This window comes from Paenibacillus sp. FSL L8-0641, assembly GCF_038006265.1.
Taxonomy (GTDB): Bacteria; Bacillota; Bacilli; order Paenibacillales; family Paenibacillaceae; genus Paenibacillus; species Paenibacillus polymyxa_D.
In genome coordinates this window covers 1,425,130-1,439,152 of the sequence record NZ_JBBOUW010000001.1, presented here as the reverse complement: position 1 = coordinate 1,439,152, position 14,023 = coordinate 1,425,130, and the positions used below count along the sequence as shown (strand labels likewise).

Genomic DNA, 14,023 nt, shown 5'->3' with positions numbered 1-14,023 from the left:
CTGTAGCGCGGACCCGAATAAATTGTTTACTGAGCCATTCAGGTCCTGCCTTATTATTCTGAAGCTACACGCAATTGGGCCTCACGTTCCTCCTGTGCACGCAGCTGCCTGCGGTACACGACCGAAGACAAATACACGCTCACTTCATATAGCACCAGCAACGGAATCGCCACCAAAAAATCGGAAATAAAGTCCGGCGGGGTAATGACAACCGCAACGAACACAAGCAGAAAATAAGAAATCTTCCGCCACTTGCGAAGCCGCATTGGTGTTAAAACATGAATCCCCGTCAGAAACATGATAAGCAGGGGGAGCTCAAACAGCAGCGCTACAGGTAGTACAATATTAAACATAAAGGTGAAATATTGTGCGATCCCGTACGTTTCCTGTAATCCCATACTTTTGGTGACCGACGATGTAAACTGAATTGCCATCGGGAAAATAATGAAATAAGCAAAAGCTGTCCCAATGATGAACAAAAGCAGCACATAAGGCACATAGCGCAAAGTCGCACTCCGTTCTTGCGGTCTTAAGCCCGGGCTGACAAACTTCCACAGTTGGTAGCAGGCAAACGGTAGCGCCACTGCAATCCCGATGATCATGGCAATCTTCATGTAGATACCAATCCCGTCCCAAAAGGAAAACGCGTTTAACTGAAAAGCTTGCGCCGAACCGGAGCGAATAAGCCAGTCATAGACAGGACCCGCCGCGAACAGACCACCAGCCAGTGCCAATACAAATACAATTAGCACATAGATCATTCTGCGGCGGAGCTCTCCCAGATGTTCCATTAACGGCATTTCATGCTCTGATGGGGTCAAATCCACTTCTCCTTTCTGAACGGAACGCAGCAGCGCCTCCTAAAAAATAAAGCCCTTCACTGAAGAAGAGGCTTTTGTTTAGTACAAGATCAAGAATCGATCACTAAATCTATGACAAGCGTTTATCCTCAGACTGAGGCTGAGGTTGAACTTCTGAAGACGTCGTTTGTGATGCTTTGACCACACTATCTTTGCTGTCTTTACGCTCAGTCCGTTCATCTTCTGATAAAATATCGCGTGCCCCGTTTTTAAACTCACGGAATGTACGCCCTACAGCTCGACCCAGCTCAGGCAGCTTGTTCGGACCAAATAGCAGCAGCGCCAGAATAATTAACAAAATATAACCCGGTGCTCCAATATTGGGCATGTGTAGTAATCCTCCTTATGTTGACGAACAAAATAAGAATCTTTGTCCGTATACGGCCTTATAAATTCTTATAGGTATCATACCACACACGATGTGCTGCCTTCTACCGGAACTGACCTGTCACCATAAGCAACGCTTCTGGAAGCTGATCCATTATCGCTGCCAAATTTTCATGCACGCCTTTGGGCGTTCCTGGCAAATTGACGATCAGTGTACGTCCGCGTATTCCCACGATTCCACGGAATAGCATAGCCGCTGGATTTTTCTGCATCACGATCATTCTCATGGCCTCTGCCATACCCGGCACTTCCCGTTCCACGACCCGCCGAGTCGCCTCGGGTGTCACATCACGAATGGCCAGCTCAGTCCCGCCCGTAGTTAGTACCAGGTCTGCATGAAAATAATCAGTCATTTCGATTAAAGCTGCAATAATTTCATCCGGTTCATCGGGAACGATCCGGTATTCCACAATCTCTCCGCCCAGTTCTTCTTCGATGAGTTCCCGGATGACCTGTGCGCTTGTATCCTCACGCTCTCCCCTTGCCCCTTTATCACTGGCTGTTAGGATCGCCGTTTTCCACACCATAAGATCACCCTTCTCCTATCATGAAAGAATACTTTCTCTTCTGAAAATCAGAAACAGCCACGCTGCATCCTGCATCACATCACAGTACCCTCTCGGCGACAATGTTTATCTATGTCAAGGTTCCCGGTGGTCCTCCCGTTGAAAATCCCCATGCTTGCCACCTGTTTTGGATTGCAGCATGGTAGGGCCGATGATCATATCTTTTTGCAGCGCCTTGCACATATCATACACGGTTAACGCTGCGGCTGAAGCCGCTGTCAAAGCTTCCATTTCTACACCTGTCTTACCTTCGGTCTTCACTTCAACTTCAATATGAAGCACATCATGTCCATTATCGGAAAAAGTAATGTTCACGCCTGTCAGAGCCAGTGGATGACACATCGGTATCCAGTCTGACGTTTTTTTCGCGCCTTGAATCCCTGCGACCTGGGCCACAGCAAGAACATCACCCTTGCCGATTCTTCCTTCTTTTACAGCCGTCAATGTAGCCGGATTCATTGTAATCTGAGTCACGGCAACTGCTGTACGAACCGTAGACGTTTTACCCGAAATATCTACCATACGAGCACGTCCCTGTTCGTTAAAATGAGTAAAGGAATCCACGACTCCCTCACAGCTCCTTTCACATACCCAACTTTACTTCAATCATCATTTGTCAATTTTGCATAATCACAATCTAAGCGTCCATCCAGAGTAAACAGCACGTCCACTCGCAAATCCCTTGGCTCCATGGGCACCTGTGTCAGCAATTGTCCCGGCAGTAGCAGCGAGACATACAGCGGACCTACATGGCTGTTGTTACGCTTCTCTGCCTCTACCTGTACGGTAAAGCGGTCATAATAGCCTCCGCCGTAGCCAATCCTGCCCCCACGACGATCAAAGGCCAAGCCAGGCACAACAACCCAATCAATTCCCGTCCACATTTCAGGCGACCATTCCTTGCATGTCAAAGCAGGCTCAGGGATGTTCCAGATGCCGGGTACAATATCTCCGTTCTGATCCATCTCCCTCAGCTCCATCGTCCGAGTTACCGAATCCACTCTTGGGGCCAGGACACGATCTCCCTGTGACCAGCAATGCTCAATGAGGGGAGTCGTCGAAATCTCGCTGCCAAAAGAGAGATAACTAAATAAGGTTAGCTTATCTCCGTTTCTGTCTATTCTAAGCTGCTCCCATGCCTCGATTGCATGCCGACAGGCCACAGCCGATGCCTTCTGCCTTGTCAGCGGGTCCATGGAGTCACGCGCCTCTCGTTGCTGTAAACGCAGCGCGTTCTTCACATTACAGACATCCATCACATCCGCCCTCCCGCACAATCGTCGATAATCTTTAAAACGTTGCTATTGTCCCATTTGTCAGTAAGTGCTGTACGTTGCAAGTTTTTTTCATTCTTTTTCACTTCTCGCTTAAGTTTATCATTGTTTATACAAATTGACTACACGCGGCTCAAGGGTTTACAGGGTGAAAGCAGTGCAATAGTGGGTAATTTCATGTAAACTGGAAGGAAGGTACCTGCGAAAAAAGCAGGTAGAACTGTGCAAAATGTAATGGAGGAACGATACGCTATGCTATTGCAAGTAACCGGAATTACTAAATCTTATGGAATTGAGCCCGTTCTGGACGGGATTAACCTTCAAATATTGGAACGTGAACGTATTGGACTCGTAGGTGTGAACGGTGCAGGCAAATCGACCCTGCTCAAAATCATTGCTGGTGAAATATCCTATGACAGTGGACAAATTTTCAAGGCAAAGGAGACCAGCATCGGTTATCTGGCGCAAAACAGCGGCTTGAATTCTGACCGTTCTATCTGGGGGGAAATGATGCTGGTGTTCACTCCCCTGATTGAAGCGGAACGGGAACTGCGGCAAATGGAACAGGACATCGCTGACCTAGCCAATGCTCAAAACGAAAAACGCTACGCAGATCTGCTGGAACGCTATGCACGTCGTTCAGACTGGTTCAAGGATCACGGTGGTTATGAAATGGAGACCCGTATTCGCAGCGTGCTGCACGGTATGGGCTTTGGCTCATTTGCACCTGAGACGCCTGTAGCTACTCTGAGCGGAGGACAGAAAACTCGGCTTGCGCTTGCGCGCATCCTACTGCTCGCCCCAGATGTCCTTATGCTCGATGAGCCTACCAACTATCTGGATATTCAAACACTGACCTGGTTGGAGGACTATTTGCGCGGATACTCCGGTTCTCTGCTGGTTGTATCACATGACCGTTATTTTCTGGACCGACTGGTAACGACGATTATTGAAATTGAACGCCATCGTTCTACTCGATATACAGGCAACTACAGCCGCTACATGGAGCTGAAGGCCGCCGAGTACGAAACGAATCTTAAACATTACGAAAAGCAGCAAGGAGAAATTGCCCGTTTAGAGGCATTCGTACAACGTAATATCGTGCGGGCTTCCACGACCAAACGCGCTCAAAGTCGGCGCAAGCAGTTAGATAAAATGGAGCGTATGGATCGGCCCATGGGAGACTTGAAAAAGGCTCATTTTTCCTTTGAAACAGCCCATATGTCAGGTAAGGAAGTGCTGGAGGTACGTGACCTCTCTGTGGGATATGAAGGGAAAAAGCCTTTATTCCAGCACGCATCGTTCGACTTAAAACGTGGAGATACCGTGGCACTGATCGGTCCGAACGGGATCGGAAAATCGACGTTGCTCAAATGTCTGACCGGATCACTTAAACCTGCTGCGGGCTCCATCCACTGGGGCACCAAAATCAAAATCGGTCTGTATGACCAGGAGCAGACGAACCTGAACCCTGCCAATACCGTACTGGAGGAGTTGTGGAGCGAGTATCCTCATATGGAAGAAGCACGTATTCGTACAGTGCTGGGGAATTTCCTGTTTAGCGGTGACGATGTACTGAAGAAGGTAGCTTCATTAAGCGGAGGGGAAAAAGCCCGCGTATCTCTGGCCAAGCTCATGCTGCGCGAAGCCAACGTATTAATTCTCGATGAGCCTACCAACCATCTGGATCTGTTTAGCAAGGAAGTGCTGGAAGCGGCTTTGATGGACTATGACGGTACACTGTTGTTCATTTCCCATGACCGTTATTTCCTGAACAAAATGGCGGAACGTGTCATCGAGCTTCATCCTGGAGGGATAGAACATTTCCTGGGGAATTATGATGACTATGTAGCTAAAAAGCAGGAATTGGAGGAAATTGCGCAGGAAGCTTTGGAGGCAAATCAGGCCGCACGCGGCAAAACATCGGCTACCTCTGCATCCGTGACAGACGAGACCACATCCAAATCACGCGCCGCCACCTATGCTGCAGACAAACAAGCCAAAAGCGAGGAACGTAGCCGTCAACGCAAGCTGGAGGCATTGGAAAACCAGATCAAAACGCTGGAAGAACAAATTTTAGGGCTGGAGGAACAAATGACCCTACCTGAGATTTATCAGGATTACACAGCGCTTCAGAATATTCAGGCACAGCTCGACACCCATAAACAGGAATTGACTGAAACCTATACCTCTTGGGAAGAGCTGTTAGAAGAATAAACACTACTGCATAAAATCTTAGCCTTAAAAATTTCACATTTTCCTCTTCTATTTTTTTGTACACAAGATTATCCACAACTTATGTGTATGAGTGAGATTGTAAAATGGCCTTTTGGGCCATTTTTTTATTGATAAAAAGCCACTTTCAAATGAAAACCAAATTTATCCACCCTTTTATCCACATTATCCACAGATTCCACAAGAACTAAAGGTGTTACATATCCCCCAACTTGCTATCTCCAAAAAGTCTTAGCCTGCTTGCTTCGGACTCGGTTATCCACATTTGAAGCGGTATATGTGGATAACTTTGTTCACAACTTGACAAATCACATCATTATTCGGGCAATATCAAAATCCCAGATTTTTTTGATGGATTTTGAAAAATCGTGAACCATTGTGACGAATCATGCGAGGGATTGAGATGCTGCCATTCATTTGCTCAAACTCCTGTATTTTTTCCTCTTGAATTTATATTTTTATGATCGTTATGGTGCGGAACAAAAAAGACACGGCTCAACTGTGCCATGTCTTGCTCATTCTTCTTCAATTAAGTTTGGACAGACCATTCTTCCAGAGACAGCCCTGGATCAGCCTTCATATCCAATGAGGTAAATTCCCCGCGCTTCCATTTGGCGTAGGCCGCAGCGCCGATCATCGCTGCATTATCTGTGCAATATTTCATCGATGGTACAAGCAGCTCGATTCCTTCGCGCTCACAGCGCTCCCGCAATGCTGTACGCAGTCCGCGATTAGCAGCCACACCGCCACAAAGCAGGAGCTGCTTCGCACCGTATTCACGCATGGCACGAATCGCCTTTTCCACCAGCACCTCGACGACCGACTCTTGAAAGCCTCTTGCGATCGCTCCGACATGAACGGTTTCTCCGCGCATTTTCGTCTGGTTAATTACATTCAGCACCGCCGATTTCAAACCACTAAAGCTAAAGTCATAAGAATCTGGCTCCAGCCATGCACGCGGCAAAGTAACCACTTCCTCCGATTCATGAGCCACACGATCCACATGCGGACCGCCGGGATACGGAAATCCAATGGCTCTCGCTACTTTGTCGTAGGCTTCCCCAACCGCATCATCCCTTGTACGACCAATGAGTTGAAAATGACCTTCGGACTCCATCAGCACCAGCTCTGTATGTCCTCCTGACACAACGAGAGCAATGCACGGATATACGATATCATGCTCCAACTGATTGGCATAAATATGTCCCGCGATATGATGCGTCCCGATTAACGGCTTGCCGAATGCCAAAGCAGCACTCTTGGCGGCGACAATGCCAACCAGCAATGCGCCAACCAGTCCTGGTCCTTGTGTCACGGCAACCGCCGAAATCTCACGAGGGGTAATTCCCGATGTTTGCATGGCCTCGTCCAGCATATAGGTGATGCTCTCTACATGTTTGCGTGAAGCCACCTCTGGCACAACACCACCAAAGGCTTTGTGTGTTTCAATCTGACTGGAAATCAGATTCGAGAGCACCTCTGTGCCATTTTTCACGACAGAAACAGCCGTTTCATCACAACTCGTTTCCACTGCCAGTATATAGCAAGGCTCGCCGGAGGCGGAGCCTGTACCTGCTTTTTCCTCTTGCGTCATTGCTTCTGCACGCTTCCTTCCTGTTCACCGGATGCCCCATGCGCGGGAAGATCCGCCCACATGATCACGGCATCCTCGTTATTATCCGAATAATAGCCTTTGCGCACACCTGCGGGCTTAAAGCCTTTTTTCTCATACAAGCCCTGAGCGATCCGGTTCGTTACCCGCACCTCCAGCGTCATACGTTCCATCCCTAAATAAGATGCGGTCTGCATCAGCTCATTCAACAGCTTGTCTCCAAGCTTGCGTCCGCGATAAGCCTCACGAATCGCAATATTCGTAATATGGGCCTCATCCATAATCGTCCACATGCCTGCGTAACCAATGGCTTGTCCGTCTAGTTCCATAATCATATATTTAGCGAAATGATTCATCGTCAGCTCATTGCGGAATGCTTCCTCCGTCCACGGTAGCGTGAACGCTTCATGCTCAATCTCCAGCACATCGGGAATATCATCCAGTTGCATCAAGCGAAACTCAAGTTTCTCTTCCCGCTGTATGTTCTTTGCCATGTTGTTCACCGCTCTCTTCAGCGCTGACGAAGCAGATTGGCTTCCGCCTCCGCCAGCTGGGTATAATTAGGAACCAGCGTATGTAGCTCGTCATGTTCCTGACGAAGCAGCTTATCCGCCCCAAGGCGGCCAACCCATCTTCCTTCCAGCTCATAAGGTACAATACGAAGCTCGCTCCAAGCACGCAGACGCTCAGCTGTTTCGGCGTGAACCGTCGTTTCACCGACTAGCCAAATGACTGGAGGACGCTCTTCAGAGGGCAAAGCCTCCAGCCGTTGCAGCAGGTCATCGGTCCAAGCAGTCATCAAGCGAATTGCATCTGGCTCCAGCCGTTGCGGACTCTCGACGTCGTCAACTGTATTCACGGCGAACAGCCCCGTGTAAACCTGACCACGGCGCGCATCCAGCACAGGCACAATCCAGTCTGCTGCCTGCGCTCCGGACGAACCGTTATGCACAGACTCATTTTTATCTTCTTGTCCCTTCATCTCGCTGCCGCGATTCCAACCACCCCACGCCAAAGCGTGCAAAGTCGATATGGACGTCACCGGGATACCCCAGGCCCAAGCGAGTGTTTTGGCTGCAGTCACCGCAATCCGGATACCGGTATAAGACCCCGGTCCAACACCAACTGCAATACCATCTACATCATCTCGTGTCAGCCCTTCTTCATTCAGCAGTCGTTCCAGCTCGGTAATCACATGCACGGAGTGATTACGTTCGCCATAGACGTTGCTTTCTCCCAGCAATTCTCTTCCGTTCATCAGAGCGGCCGCCATCACGGTCGTCGCTGTATCTAACGTCAAAAACCGCTCACGCGGCTTTACATTCACATCTGTATGCTCTCTTTGCATGGTTCAAACTCCATTCTCCCGCAAACTGCGGCACCATTGTTCATAAGGCTCGCCGTACCCGGTCAGGTGGATCAGACGCTCCCCCACATCCGTTGTTTCTATATACATGTGAAGCCGCTGCTCCGGCAATATATCCGGTATAATACTACCCCATTCCACCAGACATACTCCTGTCCCGTAAAAATATTCGTCCAGCCCGAGATCCTCGGCCTCATCCTGGGAAATCCGGTACACATCCATATGATACAAAGGCAATCGGCCCTCGTACTCCTTAATGAGGGTAAAGGTTGGACTATTTACGATACCCGGCACACCTAAATGGCTGGCAAAAGCCTTGGAAAAAGCAGTTTTGCCCGCCCCCAGATCTCCATCCAGCACAATCACTGTTCCGGGAACCGCTTTGGCTGCCAAAAAACATGCCAATGCCCCGGTCTGTGCCTCTGAGGCAGAACGGAACGTAAACTGTTCCTGCGAAATTGTCATATATTTTAATCACCTTTCGTCCGAATCGGACCGTTCCAACTTGTTCTTTATTATATAGTTCACCTTATGTCGCCGCAAGGCATGAAGACATGCTATTGTAAGTTAGATGATACACACAGGGAGGGATCGAAACGATGGGACAAACCGTTTTACTCTTGATTGATGTTCAGCAGGCGATGTTCATGTATGATGAGAAGCTGTATCGCGAGCAGGAAGTTGTATCGCATTTACAGCAGCTTTTGGACAAAGCCAGAGCTACAGGTACACCCGTGATTTTTGTACAGCATACCGATGAAGCGGATGAGGATTTCCGGGAAAACAGTGTAGGCTGGGCTATCGCCGATGTGGTGCGCCCTCTTCCTCATGAACGAATTGTCCGCAAATCGTCCTGGGACAGCTTCTACCAAACCGAATTGGGCCATGTGCTGAAGGTACTGGGGGCCGATCAGCTCGTAATCGCGGGGATGCAGACCGAGTTTTGCCTCGACACGACTTGCCGAAGCGCCTATAGTCTGGGATACCAGAACAACGTGCTCGTATTGGATGCGCATAGTACATTTGATAGCAAGGTGCTGAGCAGTGAACAAATTGTAGCTCATCATAATGAGATGCTTGGCAATCGTTTTGTGCGTTTACTCGCGACAGCAGATGTACATTTTTCGTGAGTTATTGATCCAATTCACAAGTTTTCACTATCTCGCAAAGACGTCATCATTTTTATTGGAATTCCAAATGTATTCAATTGGATTGGCAACCTGCCTAGCTTTTTCAAGACCAGATTGGTCAGAAACAAAGCCGCCTTCAGAAAATTCTGGAGGCCTTTTTTATTTTCCAGCTGAGTTAGGCGATATTTGTGAGGAAAATTTTTTTACGTATGGATTGTAACTTTCATTTTTAACATAAAATTCAATTTATGATCATGATTTTCAGAAAAAACAAGAAAATAACAGAAAACGTTAGAATGGCCTAATTATTGTGGCCTATATGACCCTATAAACATCTGTACATAGATATATGTAAATATTTGAACATTGAGCAAAAAATGCATTAGAACTATGATAAAACTGGTTTTAATTTCCAACGAGAGAAGGCGATCGAACCGTCACATTCACTGTCTTAGACACCATGAATATGCCCGCATGCAAATATATCTTGCAGTCGCTACGTCTCTTAGGTTAAGAGCGGAAATTACGAATTGAAGTGCAATCATGGATGTATTGTGTTTTGAACACAGCGAAAGGAATGTGAGTTTTTAATGAAAAAAGTAGCTTTAGTAAGCCCGTTGAGAACAGCGGTCGGCTCTTTTAACAAAACCCTTGCGCCTCTAAGCGCTTCCGAACTGGGAGCAACCGTGATGACAGCATGCCTTCAGCAAAGTAAATTAGAGCCTTCTTTGATTGATCAGATTTATTTGGGAAATGTTCTTCAGGCGGGCAATGGACAAAATCCTGCCAGACAGGCGGCATTAAAAGCCGGTATCCCTATTGATGTACCCGAAACAACGATAAACACGGTTTGCGGTTCAGGACTTCATGCCGTTGCTTTAGCTTACAATTCAATATTGGCTGAACAAGGCAACATCGTCTTGGCCGGAGGCATGGAGAGCATGTCGAATGCCCCTTACCTGCTAAGAAATGCAAGAAACGGCTACAAACTTGGTAACGGTGAGTTGGTAGACTCCCTGGTGGCCGACGGCCTTACATGCCCGATCAACCATTACCATATGGGAATTACCGCAGAAAATGTTGCCGATAAATATGGAATTTCAAGAATGGAGCAGGACGAATTTGCCTATCAAAGCCAGATAAAGGCCGTAGAAGCAAAAAACAAGAAGCTTTTTGAAGAGCAGATTGTTCCAGTCATGATCAAAAACAAAAAAGAAACTATTTCTTTCACAGAGGATGAACACATAAGAGGAAATACAACGAAAGAAAAACTTTCTCAATTAAAACCTGCGTTTAAGGAGAACGGAACGGTTACCGCCGGGAATGCTTCGGGAATCAATGATGGCGCGGCGGCCGTACTTGTGGTATCGGAAGACAAATGCAAAGAACATGCATTAAAGCCATTGGCATATATCAAGGGTTATTCCCTTGTTGGCGTTGACCCTGCATATATGGGAATGGGGCCAGTGAAAGCCATTTCGACACTTCTGAAGCAGCAAGGTATATCCATCGATGCCATTGATCTTTTTGAAATTAATGAAGCGTTTGCCTCACAAGCATTAGCGGTAGTGAAGGAGCTAGGAGTCAGTCTGGACAAAGTGAATGTCAATGGGGGCGCGATCGCGATCGGGCATCCTGTCGGGGCCAGTGGTGCTAGAATATTGGCTACGTTGGTTCATGAAATGGTGCGAAGATCTTCACGTTACGGCATCGCCTCGTTATGCATCGGAACAGGAATGGGCATAGCGATGCTGGTTGAAAATGCGCTCATTTAAAGTGCGTATTCAAGATGAATTTTAGAATATCTGTTAAAGGGAAGGGAGACCGTTATGAATCAAAAAGATGTACTTTCACTCCAATCCATGCCTGCGGCTAGCGGCAGCTACGGGCGCCCGCCATACCGCTTCATCAACCGGGAATTTTTTATCATTACCTATGAGACCGATCCCGCTGCGATTAGACAGGCGGTCCCGGAACCTCTTCAGCCGGATGGAAGCAATACGGTTTCCTATGAATGGATCAAGATGCCCGATTCATCCGGGTTAGGAAGTTATGAGGAAAGCGGTATTGTCATTCCGTGTACTTTTCAAGGAGAACCCTGCAATTTTGTCGCCCAAATGTATTTGGATAACGCGCCTGCTATTCTGGGGGGACGCGAAGTCTGGGGTTTTCCGAAAAAATGGGCAAAGCCTCGCTTGATCGTTGAGGAGACGGAGACGCTGACGGGTACATTGCATTATAACAACGTCCTGGTGGCCACGGGAACTATGCCTTTCAAATATAACATTCTTGATGAAAAGGAAACGGCAAAAGCCATCGCAAAAACACAAGTTAATTTAAAGTTAATTCCTGATGTTGACGGTACCCCCAAAATCGCTCAGTTAGTAGCGTATAATCTTGAGAACATTACTGTAAAAGGAGCCTGGTCAGGGCCTGCCAGATTAAGCCTTATCCCCCATGTCAACGCTCCTGTGGCAGATTTGCCGGTTAAATCTTATATTGGCGGGAAACATTTTATTGCTGATTTAACGCTTCCATATGGAAGAGTCCTCTACGATTATCTTCAATAAAGTTTGCTTTCCTAAAAATATATATATAAGGAGAAGGAACCATGAATAACAAAGTAATCTCCGCTGAAGAAGCAGTTAAGAAGGTCAAAGACGGAGACACGGTGATGGTCGGAGGTTTTCTGGCAGGAGGCTTTCCGGAGGAGCTGGTTCGTGCGCTTGTCGACACCAATCCCGCCAGCAATCTTGCGATTGTTTCCAACGACACAGGCACACCAGAATTATCTATCTATAAGCTTGTAAAAAGCGGCAGAGTAAAGCGAATTTTTGCATCCTATATCGGCTCCAATCCGGAAACGGGAAGGCTCCTGATGACGAAAGAAGCTGAGGTCCAACTCTTCCCGCAAGGCACGCTCGCTGAAAAAATACGCGCGGGAGGAGCCGGTTTGGGCGGGGTTTTAACACCTGTAGGTGTAGGCACCGTTGTAGAGGAAGGAAAAAAGAAAATCAAAATTGATGAAAGGGAATATTTGCTCGAACTCCCGCTCAAAGCGGATGTAGCGTTAATCAGAGCCCATAAGGCTGATGAAGCGGGGAATCTTGTCATCAACGGCTCTTCACGTAACTTCAATATGGTTATGGCTACAGCGGCAGAGTATGTAGTTGCTCAGGTAGACGAATACGTAAAGACGGGTGAAATTGACCCCAATCATGTCAACGTTCCCGGAATATTTGTCGACGCAATTGTAAAGGTGGGTGAAAACGCATGAATAACAGAGAATTCATTGCTCGAAGAATAGCCCAGGAATTCAAAAGTGGTGAAGTTGTCAACCTTGGTGTCGGATTGCCTACAATGGTAGTGGACTATATCCCCGAGGACATTCATATTATGCTGCAGGCTGAGAACGGAATCCTCGGTGTAGGCCCCAAAGCGGCTCAGGGAAAAGAAAGGCTCGATTGTATCGATTCAGGCGGAAACTACGTTACAACCATGGAAGGAGCATGCTTTTTTGACAGTGCACTTTCATTTTCCATCATCCGCGGAGGGCATGTGGATATCACCGTGCTGGGCGCCCTGGAGGTCGACGAGAAAGGCAACCTTGCAAGCTGGATGATCCCTGGGAAAAAGGTGCCGGGTATGGGGGGAGCCATGGATTTGGTAGTTGGAGCCAAGAGAGTGATTGTAGCCATGGAGCATGTGAACAAAAATGGCGCGCCGAAAATACTGGAACAATGCAAGCTGCCCTTGACTGCTGTAAATGTTGTAAAGACCATAGTAACCGAAAAGGCTGTCATTGATGTTATTCCGGGTAAAGGGCTGATGCTAAAAGAAATTGCTCCGGGTTTGACGGTGGAAGACGTTCAATTAGCAACAGAGGCTAAACTGATAGTTTCACCACATTTGAGGGCCATTGCAGTGTGAAGGTCATAGAAAGGAACCAGCTGCATCTTCAAATTAACTTGTCTGGCATTTAATTCGTCCCTACGACTGCACTTGTTATTACAAAAAAAGGTTCGCTAATTGCTCATTGAGCAATTGCGAGCCTTTTTGAGCGTAAAATCCAATCCGCTACATGCTCAGCCACCTTCGTATGGTTAAGATAAGCAAAGAAGTTGTGGGGATTGGCACGCCCAGTGTGACTATCTTTCCAGAATGCCTGAATAAGCGGCTGATCATCAATACTTTCTATTAAATTTCGATTCAGCATCAGATGGAAATCATCTTCAACCGTTAAATGTCAGTAAAATCTGCTCCTGCTCCAGTTTTTGTGCCGCTTCCTCGTTCACTCGACGCAATCCTGCGATCAGTGCTTTTTTAATAAGACGAAGCATTTCGTCGCATCTGGGCTTTTTGTCACGGCCATGGATAATGACCAGATGTTTGGTTCCCATCTCCTACCGCTCTTCCAGACGATCCACACGGACGGTTTGAGTATTGCCGGGGTTGCTGCCCACCTGTACGGTAGCCATACCGTTTGCTTCATCCACATGCTCAATCCAAATCGGTTTGCCATCCAATTGTACGGCAATATTTTCAGATGAATCATAAATGGCTTTTGCTCGTTCCACGTTCATGCTGTTCTCC

Annotated in this window: 18 protein-coding genes; 6 read left to right on the top strand and 12 right to left on the bottom strand. The window is 47.5% G+C overall.

Annotation, left to right across the window (positions count from 1 at the left end; genetic code table 11):
* Window positions 1–53 precede the first annotated feature (53 nt).
* The 5 genes from tatC to MKY16_RS06460 form a co-directional block, all read right to left on the bottom strand.
* Entirely contained in the window at window positions 54–821 is a 768-nt protein-coding gene (gene tatC, locus MKY16_RS06480; RefSeq protein WP_340954656.1) for a twin-arginine translocase subunit TatC, read from the bottom strand.
* 109 nt (window positions 822–930) lie between these two features.
* Window positions 931–1,188 carry a twin-arginine translocase TatA/TatE family subunit gene (locus MKY16_RS06475; RefSeq protein ID WP_039269589.1) on the bottom strand — a complete coding sequence of 86 codons (258 nt, stop codon included), beginning with the start codon at window positions 1,186–1,188 and terminating at the stop codon, window positions 931–933.
* 103 nt (window positions 1,189–1,291) lie between these two features.
* Window positions 1,292–1,774 (bottom strand): MogA/MoaB family molybdenum cofactor biosynthesis protein, encoded by a 483-nt coding sequence (locus MKY16_RS06470; RefSeq protein ID WP_013309212.1) that lies wholly within the window; start codon window positions 1,772–1,774, stop codon window positions 1,292–1,294.
* A 114-nt stretch (window positions 1,775–1,888) separates the two neighbouring features.
* Entirely contained in the window at window positions 1,889–2,377 is a 489-nt protein-coding gene (gene moaC / locus MKY16_RS06465) for a cyclic pyranopterin monophosphate synthase MoaC (RefSeq protein WP_029516247.1), read from the bottom strand.
* Window positions 2,378–2,415: 38 nt separating this feature from the next.
* On the bottom strand, window positions 2,416–3,069 hold the full coding sequence (locus MKY16_RS06460; RefSeq protein ID WP_322251311.1) for a 5-formyltetrahydrofolate cyclo-ligase: 654 nt from the start codon (window positions 3,067–3,069) through the stop codon (window positions 2,416–2,418).
* 270 nt (window positions 3,070–3,339) lie between these two features.
* On the opposite strand from MKY16_RS06460, the gene MKY16_RS06455 reads away from it, so the two are divergent.
* Window positions 3,340–5,304: an ABC-F family ATP-binding cassette domain-containing protein gene (locus MKY16_RS06455; RefSeq protein WP_340957555.1), complete on the top strand. Its 1,965-nt coding sequence runs from the start codon at window positions 3,340–3,342 to the stop codon at window positions 5,302–5,304.
* A 547-nt stretch (window positions 5,305–5,851) separates the two neighbouring features.
* Here MKY16_RS06455 and tsaD read toward each other — a convergent pair.
* The 4 genes from tsaD to tsaE are packed head-to-tail and all read right to left on the bottom strand — an operon-like array spanning window position 5,852 to window position 8,765.
* Window positions 5,852–6,916: a tRNA (adenosine(37)-N6)-threonylcarbamoyltransferase complex transferase subunit TsaD gene (gene tsaD, locus MKY16_RS06450; protein WP_023987471.1), complete on the bottom strand. Its 1,065-nt coding sequence runs from the start codon at window positions 6,914–6,916 to the stop codon at window positions 5,852–5,854.
* Window positions 6,913–7,428, bottom strand: a complete 516-nt coding sequence (gene rimI, locus MKY16_RS06445; RefSeq protein ID WP_029516243.1) for a ribosomal protein S18-alanine N-acetyltransferase — start codon at window positions 7,426–7,428, stop codon at window positions 6,913–6,915. The genes tsaD and rimI overlap by 4 nt, the downstream gene beginning before the upstream one ends.
* A 17-nt stretch (window positions 7,429–7,445) precedes the next feature.
* Window positions 7,446–8,282 (bottom strand): tRNA (adenosine(37)-N6)-threonylcarbamoyltransferase complex dimerization subunit type 1 TsaB, encoded by an 837-nt coding sequence (gene tsaB, locus MKY16_RS06440; protein WP_340954652.1) that lies wholly within the window; start codon window positions 8,280–8,282, stop codon window positions 7,446–7,448.
* A 3-nt stretch (window positions 8,283–8,285) separates the two neighbouring features.
* Complete coding sequence (gene tsaE / locus MKY16_RS06435; protein ID WP_340954651.1) at window positions 8,286–8,765, bottom strand: tRNA (adenosine(37)-N6)-threonylcarbamoyltransferase complex ATPase subunit type 1 TsaE; 480 nt, start codon at window positions 8,763–8,765, stop codon at window positions 8,286–8,288.
* A gap of 134 nt (window positions 8,766–8,899) precedes the next feature.
* Here tsaE and MKY16_RS06430 point away from each other — a divergent pair, with 134 nt between their 5' ends.
* The 5 genes from MKY16_RS06430 to MKY16_RS06410 all read left to right on the top strand — a co-directional run bounded on the left by MKY16_RS06430 (window position 8,900) and on the right by MKY16_RS06410 (window position 13,360).
* Window positions 8,900–9,430, top strand: a complete 531-nt coding sequence (locus MKY16_RS06430) for a cysteine hydrolase family protein (protein ID WP_340954648.1) — start codon at window positions 8,900–8,902, stop codon at window positions 9,428–9,430.
* Window positions 9,431–10,020: 590 nt separating this feature from the next.
* Window positions 10,021–11,205: an acetyl-CoA C-acetyltransferase gene (locus MKY16_RS06425; protein WP_209949652.1), complete on the top strand. Its 1,185-nt coding sequence runs from the start codon at window positions 10,021–10,023 to the stop codon at window positions 11,203–11,205.
* Window positions 11,206–11,259: 54 nt separating this feature from the next.
* Window positions 11,260–12,000, top strand: coding sequence for an acetoacetate decarboxylase (locus tag MKY16_RS06420; RefSeq protein WP_039269579.1), 741 nt, complete (start codon window positions 11,260–11,262; stop codon window positions 11,998–12,000).
* A gap of 41 nt (window positions 12,001–12,041) precedes the next feature.
* The gene (locus tag MKY16_RS06415; protein WP_029516237.1) at window positions 12,042–12,707 is read left to right on the top strand and encodes a CoA transferase subunit A; all 666 of its coding nucleotides are present in this window, start codon (window positions 12,042–12,044) and stop codon (window positions 12,705–12,707) included.
* Complete coding sequence (locus MKY16_RS06410; protein WP_029516236.1) at window positions 12,704–13,360, top strand: 3-oxoacid CoA-transferase subunit B; 657 nt, start codon at window positions 12,704–12,706, stop codon at window positions 13,358–13,360. Before MKY16_RS06415 ends, MKY16_RS06410 begins: the two co-directional genes overlap by 4 nt.
* A 103-nt stretch (window positions 13,361–13,463) precedes the next feature.
* On the opposite strand, the gene MKY16_RS06405 is transcribed toward MKY16_RS06410, so the two are convergent.
* From MKY16_RS06405 to MKY16_RS06395, 3 genes are read right to left on the bottom strand one after another with little or no spacing between them, the layout of a single operon-like run.
* Window positions 13,464–13,646 carry a hypothetical protein gene (locus MKY16_RS06405; protein ID WP_340954645.1) on the bottom strand — a complete coding sequence of 61 codons (183 nt, stop codon included), beginning with the start codon at window positions 13,644–13,646 and terminating at the stop codon, window positions 13,464–13,466.
* Window positions 13,647–13,662: 16 nt separating this feature from the next.
* Window positions 13,663–13,830, bottom strand: a complete 168-nt coding sequence (locus MKY16_RS06400) for a hypothetical protein (RefSeq protein WP_161626982.1) — start codon at window positions 13,828–13,830, stop codon at window positions 13,663–13,665.
* Between the two features lie 3 nt (window positions 13,831–13,833).
* A complete protein-coding gene (locus tag MKY16_RS06395; protein WP_029516235.1) occupies window positions 13,834–14,013 on the bottom strand; it encodes an H-type small acid-soluble spore protein in 180 nt (59 codons plus the stop codon).
* Window positions 14,014–14,023: the final 10 nt, after the last annotated feature.